Genomic DNA, 18389 nt, shown 5'->3' on the forward strand with positions numbered 1-18389 from the left:
CTGTACGGTTACGTTGCATTGTTTTCGGAGACTGACACGGCATGCCCTCTGAACGACGTCTGGATCCTGAGCGAAGGAGTCGCATCATTGATGCCACTCTGGAGGTCATCGCGCGTGATGGCGTGTCAGGCGCTACCCACCGCCGCATCGCAGCCGTAGCTGATGTGCCACTGGGCTCCATGACCTACCACTTTGACGGCATCGAGCACTTGCTCAAGGAAGCGTTCACCCGTTTTGCCTGGTCCATTTCTGCCCGCTTTGATGATCTCCTGGGCGCAGCCAAGACACCCGAGCAAGCCCTCGACGCCGTGGCTAATGTGATCTGTGGCGATTTCTGGCAGGAAGACAATGGTCGTGTCATGACGCTTTCCTACGAACTCTACGCCTACGCGAGTCGCAACCCCGCAATGAAGTCGATCATGCAGGACTGGATGTTTCGCAGTCAGCGGGCACTGGCGCAGCATTTCGATGCACGTACTGCCAGAACGCTAGATGCTCTGATCGAAGGGCTGACTATACATCGCTCCGTTGAGCAGGAGCCGACGACCCGTGAAGATGTTCTGCGGGTGATCAGGTTGATCGTCAACGGCTGAATGCATTTGTCTACGCGGATTCGCTTGCGTCTAATAGTTAATTATATTAACTATTAGACAGAGGTAACCGCTGCTGTCATCCGGTGTCGCCTCTGTGATTGCTCTTTGACTGCTCCGACAATAAACACAAGAAGGACGCACCATGAAGCGAACCATTATCCACAAGACGCTGGCCGTTGCCGGCTGCCTGAGTGCTTTAGCTTTTGTTATTCCCCTCGCCAGCGCTGACTCCACCCTCTCGCTGCAAGGTAGTTGCACCTCGCTGGCACGCAAGCTTGCCACGCTTGATAACACTCTGATTGACACAGCCACGCGGATTGATGCCGGTGAGCTCAAGGTCGGCGGGCATGATATTGCGGCCCACTGCCTGATTCAGGGGCGCATGAATCCTCGAACTGGTATAGATGGCGCCCATTATGCCGTTGGCTTTGAGATGCGCTTGCCCCTGGCCTGGAACGGACGGTTCTTCTATCAGGCCAATGGCGGGCTGGATGGCAATGTAGTTACCGCTACAGGCGGGCTGGGCGGAGGGCCGGTCACTAATGCCCTCGATAAAGGGTTTGCCGTTCTGAGCTCCGATGCCGGTCATACGGCGCAACAGAACATGACATTTGGCATCGACCCGCAGGCCCGTCTCGACTATGGCTATCAGGCGGCCCTGAGACTGACGCCCATGGTCAAGCAGGCGTTACAGATAGCCTATGGCAGGCGGCCTGAACACTCCTACTTCGGTGGATGCTCCAATGGCGGTCGGCATACCTTTGTAGCCATGAATCGGCTGGCGAACGACTACGATGGCTTCCTGGCCGGTGCACCGGGCTATCGGCTTCCCCTGGCAGCGGTAGGCAGTATCTTTGGGGCGCAGCAGTATGCCAAGGTCGCCACGGATCCCAATGACCTGTCTACTGCATTCACTGCCCAGGAGCGTGCCCTGGTTGCAAAACGCGTCCTGGCACGTTGCGATGCCTTGGATGGTGCTACCGATGGGCTTGTGCAGGATTACCCGCGCTGCCAGCGTACGTTCAGCCTGTGGCGAGATGTCCCCACCTGTCGGGGTGAGCGCAACAGTCAGTGCCTGAGCATTGCGCAGAAGCGTGCCATAGACCCTATTTTCAAGGGAGCTACAACTCGGGTGGGCAAGCGATTCTATTCGAGTTTCCCCTATGACAGCGGACTTGCGACCAAGGATGTAGCTTCCTGGGAGTTCGAGTCGCCTATCAGCCGTGACTCATTGGCTGTGGGTATTGTATTTGGCGTACCGCCGGTAAGCCCGGCGACGTTCGATGGCAAGTCGCTGGCCCTCAACAGCTCCATTGATGATCTGCTCGCACGAATCACGCGTTCCAACGCGATCTACACCGAATCCGCCATGCGATTCATGACACCCCCGAATCCTACCCATCTTGAGTTACTGAGACAGCGGGGAGCCAAGGTGATGGTGTATCACGGTGTCAGCGATCCTATTTTTTCGGTCGACGATACCGTGGCTTGGTATGAAGGGCTCCAGAAAAGCAATCGCGGTCAAGCAGAGCGCTTTGCCCGCTTGTATACCGTACCGGGCATGGGACATTGCCAAGGCGGACCGTCCACCGATCAATTCGACATGCTGACGCCTCTGGTCAATTGGGTTGAAAAGGGCAAGGCGCCAGAGCAGGTCATCGCCACCGCACGCGGCGTAGGTAATGCAGGCGGAGTGAATGCTGACGTTCCGGCGGACTGGTCACCTGCACGGACACGCCCACTGTGTCCTTACCCGCGTATTGCCCTGTACAACGGCACCGGCGATATCGAGTCGGCAGCAAGTTTCAGCTGCCGTGAACGACCCCGTGGCTCGTCTGGAAACACGGAGCTGTAAGTCTAGTAGAAGCGCTCCGAGGAATGCTTCGGAGCGCTTCTGGTTTACTGGCCGTTTCTGGCCATTTTCAAAGGCAGACCGCACCGTGCATTACTGGTGCGTTGTAACAAGTGTGGCGGCCACATGCCTGGAATAGGCTGGGCCAGACGGATTTTCAGAAACTCGGTCGCGTCTGCTGCCCGCTCGCGACCACCACCGCCCGGAAAGTTGTTGTCGTTGACCACTAGCAGGGTGCGCTCGTCCAGCGGCAGCACGTCTTCGATAGTGACATAGGGGAACGTGAATACATTTGATCCATCGCCGTTCAGGTCGTCTGGGTCGTCCAGGCGCATCAGATCGACCAGTTCGGTCTTGCGTACCACACCGCCATTAGGCACGGCACGGGTGTCGATCAGGTAGATCCGCTTGAACGGGACGCCATTGGTGGCTGTGCCGCCGTTACGCTCGATGACCAGAAAGCGATTATCGTCGATGGCTGTCATGTCCCCAATAGCATTGCCAGCAGCTTGGGTACGATAAAAATAGGTGACGCCCGTGAAGCGCTCATGATCGATGTCGAATTCGTTGATACGCAGCTGGTTGGCCGGATCACCTGTCACCGGTTTTTCCAGTAGGGCATACAATTTGTCACCACGGGGGTTGATAGCCATACCCTCAAACCCGCCCGAGCCGCCCAGGTTGGCCGTGGCCTTTCCTGCCACAACGTCCTTGTTTTCCGGCGCGTAAACGCCCGGAAGTGGGATTTCGCTCCGCAATACAGTTCCTGAGCCGTCTGTCTTGACCAGATAAGGTCCGAACTCATCGCCAAACCACAATGCACAGTTCTTGTCACGGCGCACGGACTCGACGTCCAGATCAGCACCAGTGATCAGGCGAGAGAACTGAATGGCGGGATCCACTTCGGGATTGGTGCTCTTGTTGTAGTAGTGAGCGTAATCCGCCTGGATAGGCATGGTCAGTTTACGGTTGACATCGTTGAGCGTGATTCGCGACGGCTCGGTAAAGCGAGCCAGAGGCATGCCGGTCAGAGCGTTGCTTGCGGTAATCGTACCAGTACCGCCGCGGCGGGTCTTGAAATCAACCCGTGCGCTATACAGACGCAGCAGGGCATCGGCAGAGTTGGCCTGAGTGCCGAAGCCATTGTCTGTCAGGAACAGAAAACTGTTTTCATCAGCGCCTGGCAACACCGCGGAAAACCCCTGTACGGGCTGGCGGCCCTGATAAGGCGGCAGAAAGGTGCCATACGAATTTGGACTGATGAACTGGCCAGAAGTAGGCCCATCGGAAAACGTATCAGGTGACATGACAGCCCAGCCTACCAGCGTATTATTGGGAGACGCCAGCGCATGGGTGGACAGCGCAGCCGCCAGCGCGACCCAGAGAGGCCGTACTTTTTTCATTGTTATCTTCTCCGTCCAGGAAGTGAGTGCACCGGTCGCAAGCCCATGGCAGCTGCTCCAGTGGTGTTGAGCACAATACGGCGCAAGTGTGTCAGGCATATGGCACCGAGCCGCACAGCTGGCGGTACGTTGACGCCTGTGTCAGTAGGAGAGGTATACGCTGAGGTTATACAAGCTCAATGTGCCTGAGGCCCTTTCGAGCCTATAAGGTGGCGGCAAAACATAGCCATGGCTAAAAAGATTAGCTCTATCTATCTGATAGACTTGATAAATTTCTTTGTGTATTGTGGCGGCTTCTTTGGGGAGTAGCCTGCTTTCGAATGCTTCGAAAGTGTTTATGTCAACATCCTCGGCATGCATGCCGTGGCATAAACGACCACCCGGTTGGCGAGACCATTGATATATCCGCGTTCAGGATCGGGCGCGTGGATATGTCATTGGACGTTAGCCCGATCGGTACGGAAATCGTGAATCCAGCTGCTCTCGTCTTACTTGCCTTAGCCATGTCCACGGATGCGTTCGCCGCTGCGGTGGGCAAAGGTGCCAGCCTGCATAAGCCTTGTCTGCGAGAAGCGCTGCGCACCGGTGCGATCTTTGGCACCATTGAGGCCATCACACCTGTCATTGGCTGGGCTGCTGGCCTTGCAGCTGCTCAGTTTGTACAAGAGTGGGATCACTGGATTGCCTTTACGCTCCTGTTGGGTCTGGGTCTGCGCATGATCTGGTCTGGCGTGAGAGAAGCAGAAGAGGTCGAGGAAAAGCCCACTCAGCACTCGTTCTGGTTGCTCGCCATTACGGCGGTAGCCACCAGTATCGATGCCCTGGCGGTCGGCGTGGGGCTTGCTTTCATCAACGTCAATATCATTAGCGCGGCGCTGGCCATCGGCTTGGCGACCATGATCATGGTGACTATCGGCGTCATGTTGGGGCGCGTGATGGGGGCTGTCATCGGCAAGCGGGCCGAGATCATTGGTGGGGTAGTGCTAATCGGTATCGGCTCGGTCATTCTGCATGAGCATCTGACCGCAGTAACCGGCTGATCCGGCTGGGTGCTGTCCGTAATCGTTGATCAATTACGTCCTGTTTCATGCTTTAAAACCAGAGCGCCTGCGGTAGATGTCTGCAGGCGCTCTGGTGTTTTGGGGAAGCGTTCTTAAGAAGGACTGGCGCTTCCAGGCTGCTTCGTTAACGCTGAACGTTAGGGAAGCGTTGCTTCAGGTAAGTATCCACTTCATTAAAGTCATAGCCCTGCTCTTTGGCCTTAAGGGCAAGGTCTGATACGCATTTCGGACTTGGCGCATCTGCTGCCTCATCTTTACAGACGTCCGGCTGGGCCTGGGTAATGTACTCGCTGACTGAAGGTCTGGGCTTGACGGCATCGCCATCAAAGGTCTCGGACTTGGGCAGAATGAACTTGTTGACCACGATGGCAAACAGGATTCCCAGGATCGCAAGCGTTATGACATACGTAGCCGTAATGCGTTTACGCTTTGGGACATTCTCTAACTGGCTCAAATCAGCACTCCTTTCTAGAGGGATCGATAACATTGTCCTTCGGTTACGATTTAGTAACCCGCTTGTGACCAGAAGTTCAGCGTTTTGCCGTGCAGGACGTTGATCCGAATCAATAAGGCGTCGATGTTGGGGTGAGCTAACAGGCCGGGCTGCAGCTTTTCAGTGTTTCAGCCTGATAGGTTTTCCACTTATAAAGTGAATATGCTTGTGGATAATTATGGCTAGCCCATATACGGCAAGGGCTGGACAGAGTTGATCATTTTTTGATCAGTTAGGGTTCGAGCAGTGGCCAGCAGTAACCGGATCGCTTTGATTCATGAGGCGCCGACGCGATAGGGTGAAAAGGTGGGGACCATACCCATCCTTCCAGACTCTCAAACCAAACGCCCCCGTTAGTACGGGGGCGTTTGGTTTTATCAGGTTCAGTAGTGCTGTTTAGACCTGAGCGCTGCGCTCCTTGATTTCCTGGTGCAGGATACGGTCATTCTCAGAGTAGTCGACTGGGCAATCGATTACATGTACGCCTGGTGTGTTCACGCAGCGCTCAACCAATGAGGCGAATTCCGCGGCGCTTTCCACCCTATGGCCCTGAGCGCCATAGCTTTCGGCATAACGGACAAAGTCCGGGTTACCGTAGTCCAGACCATAATCTTCAAAGCCCATCTGTGCCTGCTTCCAGCGGATCATGCCGTATCCGTCATCACGCAGGATGATGACCACAAGGTTCATCTTCAGACGTACTGCAGTTTCCAGCTCTTGACTGTTCATCATGAAGCCACCATCACCGCATACAGCAACGATAGGCGTCTGTGGATGAACCAGGCGTGCCGCCATGGCAGAAGGAAGACCAGCACCCATGGTAGCCAGTGCGTTGTCCAGCAACACCGTGTTAGGCATGTAGGCCTTGTAGTTACGGGCAAACCAGATCTTGTAGATACCGTTATCCAGCGCCACGATACCATCCGACGGCAGCACCTTGCGCAGGTCTGCGACCATACGCTGCGGGTACATCGGGAAGCGGTCATCTGTAGAACCTTCGGAGACATGGGCCTCGTTGGCTTCACGAATGGTCAACAGGCGGTCGAAGTCCCAGGTTGGTTGAACTTCAATGGCTTCCTTGATTTGCCAGATGGCATTGGCGATATCGCCTACCACTTCTACCTGAGGGAAATACACCGGATCGACTTCGGCCGAACGGAAGTTGATGTGGATGACCTCCGTACCTCCACGCACCATGAAGAACGGTGGCTTCTCGATGACGTCGTGACCAATGTTGACGATCAGATCAGCCGACTCCAGCGCACGGTGCACGAAGTCACCGGCCGACAGCGCCGCGTTACCCAGGAAACGGGGATGACGCTCATCTACCACCCCTTTACCCATTTGGGTGGTAATGAACGGAATACCTGTCTTTTCAATCAACTGACGCAGCACGCGCGCCGTCATCTTGCGATTGGCCCCCGCACCGATGACCAGGACTGGACTGCGTGCGCCTTCCAGTTTGGATATGGCAGCCTGGATGGACTTGTATTCAGCGATGGGACGGCGGGTCAGGCTGGGTGGAATCGGGGTGCTTTCAGTCTGCTCAGCCGCGATGTCTTCTGGAAGTTCCAAGTGAACCGAACCGGGCTTTTCTTCTTCAGCTAGACGGATCGCTTCACGGATACGCGAAGGGATATTGTCGGCAGAGGCCAGCTGGTGTGTGTACTTGGTAATCGGGTCCATCATGCCGCAGACATCGATAATCTGGAAACGGCCCTGCTTGGACTTCTTGATCGGCTTCTGCCCGGTGATCATCATCATTGGCATGCCGCCCAGGTAGGCATAGGCGCCTGCAGTCACAAGGTTTGTGGCGCCTGGGCCTAACGTCGACAGACACACGCCGGTCTTACCGGTCAGACGACCATAGGTCGCCGCCATGAATCCGGCGGATTGTTCGTGACGTGTCAGGATCAGTTTGATCTGGCTGGAACGAGAGAGCGAGTCCAGCAGGTCCAGGTTTTCTTCCCCAGGAATACCAAAGATGTATTCCACACCTTCGTTTTCCAGACAACGTACGATCAAATCAGAGGCCTTGGCCATCACTTTTTCCTTCAGGTAGGGCGGTTAGAGAAGCTCCGACCCAAGGGTGCAATGCTGATAGTGATTTGTCCATGCCGCATGGGCCGTAGAAGGACAAATTCAGTAAAAAAATTCATTTTTTTGCAAAAAAAGCGAGGCGGAACAGACGAAATGTAGTGGTTTTGCGCAATAGCTACATGCTGACGCCTTAGCCTGACCGGATGTTAGTGAAGTGGGCAATTTATAGCCAGCCTTAGATTGTCTTTAAGGGTGCAAGGGGCTCTTTCAAGTTCGTACGGTAGATCTGCATGGATACGAAAGAGATAACGTTAAGCCTGGGCCGTGACTGGAACCCTTCAGCAACATCAGTAATCAAGCGCTTTTAAGAAGTTGCCCAAGTCTGCTGGCCAGCGGAGCAAACAGTTCCGTCGCCGTATTGCCATATCCAATTACCAAGCCGTTGTCCTCGGGCATCGGTGACAAGGTATAACGCGACAGCGCCGCTGGAGCCATATTGTAGCGACTGGCCGCTTCAACTACCTTTTGGTCACAACAATGTGCGGGTAGACGTAACGTCAGATGCATTCCCGCATTTCCACCCATGAGTTCATAGGGCATAGGGATGAACTGCTGGAGCGCGGTGCGCAAGATCTGTTGGCGCTCACGGTATAGGCGCCGCATACGGCCTAGATGACGGCTGAAATGTCCCTTCTCGATAAAGGACGCCATCGCCAGCTGCTCATGACGATGTCCTCCACGCAGCATTTCTGCCAAGGATGCGCGGGTCGCTACCATCAGTGAGTGAGGCAGTACCATGAAACCCAGGCGAAGCGCTGGAAACATGGTTTTGCTGAAGCTGCCGATATACACCACTGGCGCATTCAGGACGAGGCCTTGCATGGCTTTTACAGGCTCACCGAAATGGCGAAACTCGCTGTCATAATCATCTTCAATGATCCAGGCGCCATGCGCTCGTGCCTGCTCAATCAATGCCAGACGCCGGCTTACGCTAAGCACTGACCCCATGGGATATTGATGAGAGGGAGTAGTGTAGATCAGGCGAGGTGGAGCAGTAACCCAGTCAGCGGCTGCTACTGCCAACCCTTCTGTATCGACCCGTTTGGGAACGATATGTAGATCACCTGCACGCATTGCAGTCTTTATACCCCGGTAGCCGGGATCTTCAATCCAGGCCGTATCGCCTGGATTGGTCAGCAGGCGAACAGATAGCGCCAGGGCTTCCTGGGTTCCTTCGGTAATGATGATCTGCTCTGCCGTGCAGTTAACCCCGCGTGAAAGCGAGAGATAACGTGCTAGCGAGGCGCGTAAACGTGGCTCACCCAACGGATCTCCATAGCCCAGACCCGAAGCGCCTGCACGGCTGATCTCCTGATCCAACACCCGTCGCCAGGTAGAGAGCGGAAAGTAGGAGAGTGCCGGGATACCAGGCCGGAGTGCACCACTGGATTCGGCGAGCGCTGAGGCATCCCCTATCTGCTCAATGCGTCGGGCCAGTCCGGCCGTACATGGCATATCATCTGCAGCGGATACAGGCCTCTCGGACAATCTCGCGACTCGGGTACCGGTAGGGCTCGCATGAACATACCCTTCGGTGGAAAGTTGCTCATACACGGCAATAACCGTGTTGCGTGAAATTGATAACACTCTGGCCAGTTCACGTGAGCCGGGCAGCCGAGTGTCTGCCGCCAACTGTCCCTTCAAAATAGCTGATTGAAGTCGTTCATAGAGCTGTGCCTGCAAAGACGCCGCTGATGGGGCTCGAGAGAATGGTGTGTCAAACAGCAACAGGGTTTCACGTATCGTATTCATCAGCTAAGTGTGTGGCTCTATAAAAAAGCTCAAATGTGGCTCTTTTGGCAGAGCCATATCTTGAATACCGTTATAGCTCATTCAACTGTCGGTCAGGTAGATGATGAATCGGGAAGAAATACGGAACGCGTACCAACAACCCATAGGGCAGCCTCTGGCAGAGTGGACAGAGCGTTCACGGCCGTCTCGTACGGTAAAAGAGGGTCGCTATTGTCGCCTTGAGCCACTCAATGCTGAGATCCACGCAGCCGACCTGTACGAGGCGTATGGTCAGGCAGAAGACGGCCGAGACTGGACCTATATGCTGTCCGGCCCTTTTACTCATGAAGCGGACTATCATCGGTTTGCCGAGCAGGCTGCTGCGAGTGAGGACCCGATGCACTTCGCGGTGGTCGATCTACGAAGCGGTCGCGCGGTTGGGACGTTGTCCCTGATGCGGATAGATCCTGCCAATGGCGTTATGGAGGTTGGGCATGTTGCTTTCTCCACACTCATGAAGCGCTCGATACTTTCAACCGAAGCACATTATCTGCTTATGTATCATGCCTTCGAGGACCTGGGCTATCGGCGTTACGAGTGGAAATGCGATAGCCTGAACGAGCCCTCGCGCCAGGCTGCGCTTCGCTTGGGGTTTCAGTTTGAAGGTGTATTCCGGCAGGCTCTGGTCTACAAGGGACGGAGCCGGGATACGGCCTGGTTTTCAATCATTGACACTGAATGGCTGGTACTGCGTAACGCGTTTACGGGATGGTTAGACCCGGTCAACTTTAACAAGTACGGCCAACAGCTCCGTTCCCTTCAGGCATTCCAAAGGAGTGCTCGGGTAAACGATCCACTCGGTTGAGCCGACTTGGTTGATTCAGAGAAAAGCCGTAGCAACTTTTATCCGGTCTTTCTGTGCGTCATACATGCTGGCCGCCATTGACATGGATTTCAGAGCCATTGATGTACGACGCGCCTCCTGTACATAAAAAGTAGATCAAGGAGGCCACTTCCTCGGGCTTACCCAGGCGATGAAGTGGAATATCGCGTTGAACGATTTCTTCCGTTCCGGGTGAAAGAATCGAGGTATCGATTTCACCTGGAGCAATGGCATTTACCCTGATGCCATGCGGGCCGAAGTCGTAGGCCATTTCCCGGGTCAGCGCCGAAAGGGCCGCTTTGGACGTTGCATAGGCTACGCCGGCGAATGGATGAACTCGCGACCCAGCAATGGAGGTAACGTTGATGACGCAGCCCTTGGCGGCCTTGAGCTCATTGAACAACCCTTTTGCCAGCAGGGCGGTAGAAAATAAGTTGACGTTGAATACCTTGATCCAATCGGCGTAGCCCATTTCTAACACACCCAGCCGTGAACCGGTCTCGCTTTTGGGTGAGATGCCAGCATTATTCACTAACGCGTCAAGACGACCACCCAGTTTGTCGTGAATCAGCGCCAAGTTCTGCTCAACGCTATCGATGTCTTCGAGGTCGAGATGGATATGGTTCATCAATCCTTCGGACCAAGGGCAGTCTGCCGCCCAATTCTGGCGTGAAGCGGTAAATACGCGCCAGCCCGCTGCATTGAAGTGCTTGACCGTGGCATGGCCGATGCCACGGCTCGCGCCCGTCAACAATAATGTCTTTTGCGTCATGACCGTCTTCCTGAAAAGGGACACCTATCATAAGCATATCTGCCTATTTGTGGTGTACAGGCGGCCTAGCGGTTAAACCACTGTTCAAGTTCGGAAGAAAGGGCAGAAGCGTACACGTCACAGAAGCACGGTGTGAAGTGTGTGCCTACCGGTGTGGCTGTCCGGCTTGTTGAGACAGTTAAAGCCCGTGCGATAGAAAAAGAATACATGCAAGTATTCTTTGGAGTTTCTTCAACTAATACGAGAGCGGTCAATTTTATTTAAAACAAGGATTTGTTTTTATGGACGAATGGGAGCGTCTGGACAGTCATCCACATATAGCCGTACAAACAATGATTTGGCAAACAAGCAAATAAGGCTATCAGTTAAAGGACGCCTTTCCCAAGACAGGAAAAGCCTGAGCCTGCTTTATCGCTCACTTAGCAAACTCACAACAATGTGATGGCCTTGCCTTTTGTAAAAGAGTGGGTTGGAAGGATTACAAGCAGCCTATGTTAATAAATGCACTTTGATATTGATTAGTAATCATCGTGCCAGTTAAGCGCAAATATGAACATTTGCCACTTTCAGAGGGCTGGTCTATAGCTCTTTAGCCTTGTCCATGACTTGGCAAGAGAGATCAATGACTCCACAAGGAAGGTAAATCATGTTCATGCTAAAGCCTCTTGCACTTGCTGTACTTGTTACGCTCACTGGGCACGCAATGGCTGCCAACCACAGCGCTACACAAACCCAGGAAGGGAACAATAACGACGTGACGCTCGAGCAGAGCGGAGAAAACAATGCGGCTACGCAGCTTCAGACAGGTGATATGAATCGCTCCGCTATTCTGCAGGCGGGTAATGGCAATCAGGCCGAAACAACTCAGGACGGAACGGGACACTGGGTAGAGGTTAGCCAGACGGGTGATGCAAACACAGCGTCCATCTATCAGAGCACGCTCGGTGAGGCGGCTACGGCATCCGTTACACAACGTGGTGACGCCAATACAGCGATCCTTAATCAGCTAAGTACCTATGGCTCCAACACCGCGACCCTTTATCAGGAAGGAAACAACAATACTCAGCTTGTCGATCAGCAAGAGCGTGCCGACAACACGTTAACAGCCCGCACTACGGGGAACGACAATATTATTAATGTGGTGCAAGCGACAGGAAAATCAGCCGAGCTGACCCAATTGGGTAACGCCAATCAGATCGTTCTCAATCAGCAGGACGGACCCTACGGTGCCTCAGTTTCGATTTCACAGGCAGGCGATCAAAACGTTGCTGCCGTAGAGCAGTGGTCCGGGAGTCGCTATGAGCAGTACCAATTGACCTTAGCTCAGGACGGTATGGGTAACGCGGCCACGGTTACTCAGGAAGGCGGTCTTAACTCCATGGAGGTTACGCAGAACGGTAATAACAACGAGCTGTTTGCCGACCAGAGTGCGATATCAGGCTCTATTGTTGGGCGCTCTATAGGCAACGGCAATGTCGTGGATATTAGGCAAGGGGACTATCAGACTCGTACAGATTATGTCCAAGAAGGGGACGCCAACATCGTAACGGTCAGCCAGACGGGCAATCTCAGCCATGCTGATCTTACGCAGCTCGGTACCTCCAATGAGATCACCTTGTCACAAAGTGATTTAGGCGAAATCTTCAGCAATGGCAACGCAGCGACCGTTCAGCAAAATGGCACTGCAAACATAGTTACCATTACCCAGCAGATTGCTGAAGCAAGCGTTGCCGGCCATTCTGCTGCGATCACTCAGATGGGCGCTGGAAATACCGCAACGATTATTCAGCAATAAGCTACTTGTCTGACTAAGCTGATCTATGCCTGCCCGGGTGATTTCCTTGAAATACGTCGTACTGGGCAGTGCTTGTCTTGCAACGACTGCCGCACACCTTTCAGTTCTGAGGGCTGGTAGACCAACCAAAGTACCTGTGGTGCCAGTCCCGTAGCGTCCCTTCTAACCGAGTAGGTCAGGAAGTGCCTGAAAATATTCAAGCAAAATAATATTACATGTAATGGTTAAAAATACTTACATGTAAGTATTGCGCTGCCCTGGATTCAGGCGTAAATTTCCTTACATGTAATGAGTCTGGGAGGTCAGATGCCTCGCAAGAAACCACTGGATGATGCTACAGCCAAGGCAGGCTCCGGCAAAGGTAAAACGACCGCTGATTATGTCCGCGAGATGCGGACGCGATTACGTGAGGCAGGTCTGGTAAAGCGTGAGTTCTGGATTCTTCCTGAAAACGTCAACGCCCTTCGGGGTATAGAAAAAGCGCTACGGCAGCCCTTTTTGGGCGAGAAAGTCAAACTGGAGGACTTTATGACCGAGAACACCAACTGGAGTATCAGCTCGCTGCACAAGGCCCTGGCCGAGCTTGAGGCGGTTGAGAAGGGCGAGATTGTTCTGACCATTGCCGAAGGTGCGGTGCCCAGCATCAAACTTACCATGACTGAGTATGGCGACTTGCCGATTTACCTGGCGGTCTCCGGTGATCAGGTGTTAGTCGATGCGACGCTGTTCGAGGCAGGCAAAGTCAAGGATACCGTTGAGTTCAACAGCCTGCTGCTGCGTAGCCGGGACATGTTCCCCCTGTCCTCGGTAGGTATCGAATCGGTAGACGGTACAGAGATTTATTGCATGTTTGGTGCCTTGAGCGCGGCCTCGTCCCTGACGGTCATCGTTCAGGAGATCTACACCCTGGCGGAAAACGTGATTCGTGCTGCTGAAGCATTCGAAGATCATATCAAGGCCTGACCCTTTATTCGCATTGGAGTACACAGATGAGCATTTGGAAAAAAGTAGTAACCGCGCTTCGCGGTGGCGCCTCTGAAGTGGGCGAAGCAATTGTCGATCAGCAGGCGATCCGTATTCTTGACCAGGAAATCCGTGATGCCGAAGCCGCCTTGCTGCGGGCTCGTAACGGCCTGGTCGATATCAAGGCCAAGCACAAGCTATCGCTGCAACGTCTGGATGCCTTCAAGGGGGACATTCAGAACTGGGAAGGCAAGGCGATGGCTGCGCTGGAGAAAGGCGAGGAAGGTCTGGCGACTGAGTGTGCAAACAAGGTAGCCGAGATCGAGGCCCAGCGTGATCAGGAGCAGGTGCTGGCGGATCAGTTCGGCAAGCAGACAGAAGCCCTGCATGCTCAGGTCATCAAGGCCGAAGCGCAGATCAAGGGGCTCAAGCAGCAAGTCGAGATGGCCAAGGCGCGGGAAACCGTTCAGAAGGCACGAGTGGCAACAGCTGCCGCTACAGGTGGTGCCAATGGTTCCCTGGAAACGGCTGTAGATTCGCTGGCCCGGATCAAGGCCCGTCAGGACGAGCAGGATGCTCGCCTGCAGGCAGCTGAAGAGCTCGCCAGCGCTTCCAACGGCGGTGATCTGGAGCGCCGTCTACAAGAAGCCGGGATTGGCTCCAAGTCGGGCGGCGGTGCTGATGTCCTGGCTCGCCTGAAGGCCAAGCAATCCTCGGGCTCTGCACAATAAGCGTTACAGAAGGGCAGCCGAATCCTTCCGGCTGCCCTTCTGTGTCATGAGAGATGTCGATGCGTACAGGAAAATGCCTGCCGGTTATTCTCATGTTGGCCGGGATCATGGTGCTGGTTCAACTGGTGAACACCTTGACGGCGAACAGCCTGGTACACCACGGAATCATCCCTCGTACAACCAGCGGCTTGCAGGGGCTCCTGTTTGCCCCTTTTCTACACGGCTCCATCCGGCATCTGCTCAGTAACCTTGCGCCCTTTGTAATGCTCAGCTGGCTTATTTCCAACGAAGGCCTCGAGCGCTATGTTCGGGTGCTCGTGCTGATTGCCATGTTGGGCGGACTGCTGGTCTGGCTGCTGGGTCGGCCTAGTATTCATGTAGGAGCCAGTGGGCTGATCTTCGGTCTGTGGTCCTATGTCCTGGCCCGCGCATGGTTTCAGCGGAGCCTTTTAAGTCTATTGATTGCCGCAGCCGCCTTGCTGGGTTATGGCGGGCTGGTCTTTGGTTTTCTACCCGTGCCGGGTATTTCGTTCGAGTCCCACATCGCCGGTGCCGTTGCAGGCATAGTGGTCGGGTGGATCATGCATTCGAAGACATTACTGGCTAATGCCAGATAATCTCTACAATAAAGAAACAGGAGGTGCTTTATGAGTTGGATCAAGAGGGCGCTAGGCATGGAGGCGCCGCTCCCTAAGGAAAGGGCAGGTTCTGCACCTATCACCAACGCCAGCCCGCTGGGGCTGACCCGGGAGCGGATGATATGCCTGGACAAATCCCTGAAGCTGCTGCTCGACGGGCACTCGCACGTTACCCTGCCAGGGGATGAAAAGGTCTGGGCGGTGGGTAATATCGACCTTGGCCAGTCCATGCGACTGCTGCGTTTCTATCTGGACGATGAGGACTATTTCCTCCAGATAGTCATGAACGGCCCTAGCAATGATGACATCCAGGACATCATTCTTTTTGGCTATCACAGCGTCACCACGATCAACAGCAAGGCCGAATTGCTAAGCCTTTCGGGGCCGGGCGCAAAGCTGGGTATGCCACTCTATGAGCTCGACGGCGAGGAGTATGAACGCCAATGGGGGACGGAAGACGGCCAGACGGAGCTGACGCCGCTCCTTGAGTACGTCAAAAGTCCAGAGCAGTCTTATCGAATCCGGCATAATTGCATGCTCTACGCACGTGAAATCGGCCTGGTGAATCGTCGGGAGTTTCTGCTCCTGTCGGTCGAGGAAGATGATGAGGGTGTCATCTCGCTGTCGACGGCCGTTGGCGTAACGCTACAACCTACAGACCTTCAGGTCCTCTGATAAGGAAATCTACATGCTTGAAGCACTTCGTCTATCCCTGAACGCTGGCGCGGTAATGGGCTTCATCATCTATATTGTTGTTGCGGCTATCCTGTTCGCCTTGTTCCAGCTGGTTTATACCCGTCTCACACCACACAAGGAATTTGCGCTCATTCGCGAGGGCAATACCGCGGCTGCTATTGCTTTAGGTGGCTCGCTGATCGGCTTTGCCCTGCCGGCGAGCAACATCATTGCTTATAGCGTAAGCGTTCTGGACTTCGTGGTCTGGGTAGTCATCGCCGCGGTCGTTCAGCTGTTGACCTTCCTTGGCACCAGCCTGGTGGTGAAAGACCTTTCTGCTCGTATCGGGCGAGGTGAAACGGCTGCGGCAGTGTATTCAGCCTCTGTCGCAATCAGTATCGGTTTTATCAATTCCGCCTGCATGACGCCGTCGGTCTGAGCCAGGAGGAATAACCGATGAGAAAACGCAGTTCCGTCAAGCTGGTGTTGGCCAGTACCCTGCCGCTGGCGCTGGTCGCCTGTGGCAAGTCACAGAATACCGCCACCTACAGCGCCAGCCAGAACTTCAGCTCCGTACAGCAGTGCGTTGAGGCCAAGGTTCCGGTCGATATCTGTTCGGATGCCTATATGCAGGCGATGGCTGATCACAAGCGCATCGCGCCGACCTACGACGATCAGGCGTCATGCGATGCCGACTTCGTACCCGGTTATTGCCAGGCGACATCCGATGGCAAGTACATGCCCAAGCTGGGGGGCTTTGAACTGGCCATGTCCGGAGACCTGCCCAAGCAGGCTGTCGAGCAGGCGAACAATCAAAGCGGCGGCGGAGGTGGGGGCAGTCACCTTAACGGTCTGCTCATGGGACTCCTGATCGGCAACATGCTTAGTGGCTCGGGTAACAACCACTACTACTCGCAGCCGATTTACCAGGCGCGGGACAACCGCGGCAACTATTACAACTCGACGCTTTCGCGCCAGATCGAGCAGGGTAAGACATTCAGCCGTTCGACGCAGGCCAGGACCAGTCCTACCAACAGCTATACCTCATCTACTCTGGGCAGAAGCCTGAGTCGAAATTCGGGAACATCCGGATCAGCCGTATCTTCCACCATCTCTCGCGGAGGCTTTGGCAGTCAGGCCAGCGCCCGTAGCGGCTGGGGTGGCAAGAGCAGCGGTGGGTACAGCAGTAGCTAAGGACATTCGAGCATGAAAAAGATCAGCATCGAAGAGCGCCCGGATTGGCGCGAGACCCTGGAGCGTGAAGGCTTCAACTTTCACACGATCGATAGCGAGCGCTACTGGGATGAACGTGGTTACTACCAGTTCACCGAGGCCCAGATTACCCGTGATTTGGAGCAGCCGACCCGGGAACTGCATGAGATGTGCCTGGATGTCGTCGACCGGGTTGTCGACAGCGAAGAGCTGCTCGAAGGTCTCGCCATTCCCCCGGCCTTTTTCGATCTGGTCCGCAGCTCATGGAAGGAAGGCCACCCGCATTTGTATGGGCGATTCGATTTTGCCTACGACGGAAGCGGGCCAGCCAAACTGCTGGAAGCCAACATGGATACGCCTACCTCGTTGCTTGAAGCAGGATCCGTGCAGCTGTTATGGCTTGAAGATCAGATCGCCCGTGGCGTGTTGCCGCCTGAGGCAAATCAGTTCAATACCATCGCCGAAGACCTGGTACGTGCCTTTGCTGCATTTCCTGTCGGTGGGGCTTTCTATTTTTCGGCCATGTCGGGCTCGGTCGAGGACCGCGGTACGACAGATTTCTTGCGTCGAATGGCGGCACACGCCGGAATCGATGCGCGGCATATCAATGTGGAGGATATCGGACTGACGGCTGAGGGGCGGTTCGTAGACCTTGAAGGACGTTGGATCGAGCGGCTCTTCAAGCTCCATGCCTGGGAGCATATCTTCAACGAAGATTTTGGCAAAGCCGTACCACGATGTGATACGCAGTTCGTGGAGCCCGCCTGGAAGTCTTTGATCAGCAACAAGGGTATTCTGCCGCTGTTGTGGCGATTCAACGAGGGACACCCCAATCTGCTGCCGTGCGTGGTCGATGCTGATCCAGCAAAGCCGGTTCCCAAAGGTTGGGTGCGCAAACCCTTCTTTTCGCGGGAGGGTGCCAACATTGAAATCCGCACCGATGAGGATCAAGTTGTCAGGGAGGATGGTCCTTATACGGACGCGCCGTACATACTCCAGGCTTTTTCACCGCTCCCACGCTTTGGTGACAGTTACACCCTGATCGGCTCCTGGGTGATTGCCGATGTGGCTTCGGGTATCGGCATCAGAGAAGATGACAGCCTTATTACCAAGGACTCCAGCCGGTTTTTACCGCACGTGGTATTGGGTTGATAGCGGCTATAACCCACCCGGCGTGGCACTGACTGCGCCGCTTGCTGGTATCGCATATGGCTCCATCCAGATGTTACGCAGGATAAGCCTGTTAGTACCCGGCCATCATTTGCTTGTTACATCTTTGTCTGCGGTGCTCAGCCTACAGGCCTGCTTCTAAAAATCTTCTCTAAGCGACGGAACTTAGCCGTTATCTGCGGTATTGCCTGTGCTTGGCAATCAGCAGTGTCATTGTATTTTCATCGTGAAGGTTTTTGATAGGCGAGGTTTGTCGGAGTCGGCATCTGGCTCGGGGTGCTTCGTTATGTATTGACGATAGCATCCTGGTGAGAGGC

17 protein-coding genes and 1 riboswitch are annotated in these 18389 nt (G+C 54.6%); of the genes, 12 read left to right on the forward strand and 5 right to left on the reverse strand.

Annotated elements, in window-relative coordinates:
* Nucleotides 1-41: 41 nt before the first annotated feature.
* Entirely contained in the window at nt 42-593 is a 552-nt protein-coding gene (locus tag EAW52_RS21225) for a TetR/AcrR family transcriptional regulator (RefSeq protein ID WP_122043960.1), read from the forward strand.
* A 142-nt stretch (nt 594-735) separates the two neighbouring features.
* Nucleotides 736-2448, forward strand: a complete 1713-nt coding sequence (locus EAW52_RS21230) for a tannase/feruloyl esterase family alpha/beta hydrolase (protein ID WP_122043961.1) — start codon at nt 736-738, stop codon at nt 2446-2448.
* 44 nt (nt 2449-2492) lie between these two features.
* On the opposite strand, the gene EAW52_RS21235 is transcribed toward EAW52_RS21230, so the two are convergent.
* On the reverse strand, nt 2493-3848 hold the full coding sequence (locus EAW52_RS21235; RefSeq protein WP_122043962.1) for an esterase-like activity of phytase family protein: 1356 nt from the start codon (nt 3846-3848) through the stop codon (nt 2493-2495).
* A 293-nt stretch (nt 3849-4141) separates the two neighbouring features.
* Nucleotides 4142-4306, forward strand: a riboswitch (yybP-ykoY riboswitch).
* Between the two features lie 9 nt (nt 4307-4315).
* Between EAW52_RS21235 and mntP the strand changes: the two genes are divergently transcribed.
* The gene (gene mntP, locus EAW52_RS21240; RefSeq protein WP_122044881.1) at nt 4316-4888 is read left to right on the forward strand and encodes a manganese efflux pump MntP; all 573 of its coding nucleotides are present in this window, start codon (nt 4316-4318) and stop codon (nt 4886-4888) included.
* A 145-nt stretch (nt 4889-5033) separates the two neighbouring features.
* Here mntP and EAW52_RS21245 read toward each other — a convergent pair whose 3' ends face one another.
* The 3 genes from EAW52_RS21245 to EAW52_RS21255 form a co-directional block, all read right to left on the reverse strand.
* Nucleotides 5034-5363, reverse strand: a complete 330-nt coding sequence (locus tag EAW52_RS21245) for a hypothetical protein (RefSeq protein WP_010798807.1) — start codon at nt 5361-5363, stop codon at nt 5034-5036.
* Nucleotides 5364-5798: 435 nt separating this feature from the next.
* Nucleotides 5799-7445 (reverse strand): acetolactate synthase large subunit, encoded by a 1647-nt coding sequence (locus EAW52_RS21250; RefSeq protein ID WP_010798806.1) that lies wholly within the window; start codon nt 7443-7445, stop codon nt 5799-5801.
* A gap of 351 nt (nt 7446-7796) precedes the next feature.
* A complete protein-coding gene (locus tag EAW52_RS21255; RefSeq protein WP_122043963.1) occupies nt 7797-9254 on the reverse strand; it encodes a PLP-dependent aminotransferase family protein in 1458 nt (485 codons plus the stop codon).
* A gap of 100 nt (nt 9255-9354) precedes the next feature.
* Between EAW52_RS21255 and EAW52_RS21260 the strand changes: the two genes are divergently transcribed.
* Nucleotides 9355-10098: a GNAT family N-acetyltransferase gene (locus EAW52_RS21260; RefSeq protein ID WP_237719455.1), complete on the forward strand. Its 744-nt coding sequence runs from the start codon at nt 9355-9357 to the stop codon at nt 10096-10098.
* A 58-nt stretch (nt 10099-10156) separates the two neighbouring features.
* Here EAW52_RS21260 and EAW52_RS21265 read toward each other — a convergent pair whose 3' ends face one another.
* Nucleotides 10157-10888: an SDR family NAD(P)-dependent oxidoreductase gene (locus tag EAW52_RS21265; RefSeq protein ID WP_074829093.1), complete on the reverse strand. Its 732-nt coding sequence runs from the start codon at nt 10886-10888 to the stop codon at nt 10157-10159.
* Nucleotides 10889-11534: 646 nt separating this feature from the next.
* Between EAW52_RS21265 and EAW52_RS21270 the strand changes: the two genes are divergently transcribed.
* The 8 genes from EAW52_RS21270 (at nt 11535) to EAW52_RS21305 (ending at nt 18054) form a co-directional block, all read left to right on the forward strand.
* Nucleotides 11535-12683 carry a hypothetical protein gene (locus tag EAW52_RS21270; RefSeq protein WP_122043964.1) on the forward strand — a complete coding sequence of 383 codons (1149 nt, stop codon included), beginning with the start codon at nt 11535-11537 and terminating at the stop codon, nt 12681-12683.
* A gap of 306 nt (nt 12684-12989) precedes the next feature.
* A complete protein-coding gene (locus tag EAW52_RS21275) occupies nt 12990-13646 on the forward strand; it encodes a YjfI family protein (protein ID WP_122044882.1) in 657 nt (218 codons plus the stop codon).
* Between the two features lie 26 nt (nt 13647-13672).
* Complete coding sequence (locus EAW52_RS21280) at nt 13673-14377, forward strand: PspA/IM30 family protein (protein WP_010798800.1); 705 nt, start codon at nt 13673-13675, stop codon at nt 14375-14377.
* A 59-nt stretch (nt 14378-14436) separates the two neighbouring features.
* Nucleotides 14437-14994 carry a rhomboid family intramembrane serine protease gene (locus tag EAW52_RS21285; protein WP_122043965.1) on the forward strand — a complete coding sequence of 186 codons (558 nt, stop codon included), beginning with the start codon at nt 14437-14439 and terminating at the stop codon, nt 14992-14994.
* Nucleotides 14995-15024: 30 nt separating this feature from the next.
* Nucleotides 15025-15690, forward strand: a complete 666-nt coding sequence (locus tag EAW52_RS21290) for a DUF2491 family protein (protein WP_010798798.1) — start codon at nt 15025-15027, stop codon at nt 15688-15690.
* A gap of 13 nt (nt 15691-15703) precedes the next feature.
* A complete protein-coding gene (locus EAW52_RS21295) occupies nt 15704-16129 on the forward strand; it encodes a DUF350 domain-containing protein (protein WP_010798797.1) in 426 nt (141 codons plus the stop codon).
* A 17-nt stretch (nt 16130-16146) separates the two neighbouring features.
* Nucleotides 16147-16884 (forward strand): DUF1190 domain-containing protein, encoded by a 738-nt coding sequence (locus EAW52_RS21300; protein WP_122043966.1) that lies wholly within the window; start codon nt 16147-16149, stop codon nt 16882-16884.
* A 12-nt stretch (nt 16885-16896) separates the two neighbouring features.
* Nucleotides 16897-18054, forward strand: a complete 1158-nt coding sequence (locus EAW52_RS21305; protein ID WP_122043967.1) for a glutathionylspermidine synthase family protein — start codon at nt 16897-16899, stop codon at nt 18052-18054.
* The last annotated feature ends 335 nt before the right edge of the window (nt 18055-18389 follow it).

It is taken from the genome of Pseudomonas sp. LTJR-52 (assembly GCF_003691465.1).
In the GTDB taxonomy this organism is placed as follows: Bacteria; Pseudomonadota; Gammaproteobacteria; order Pseudomonadales; family Pseudomonadaceae; genus Chryseomonas; species Chryseomonas luteola.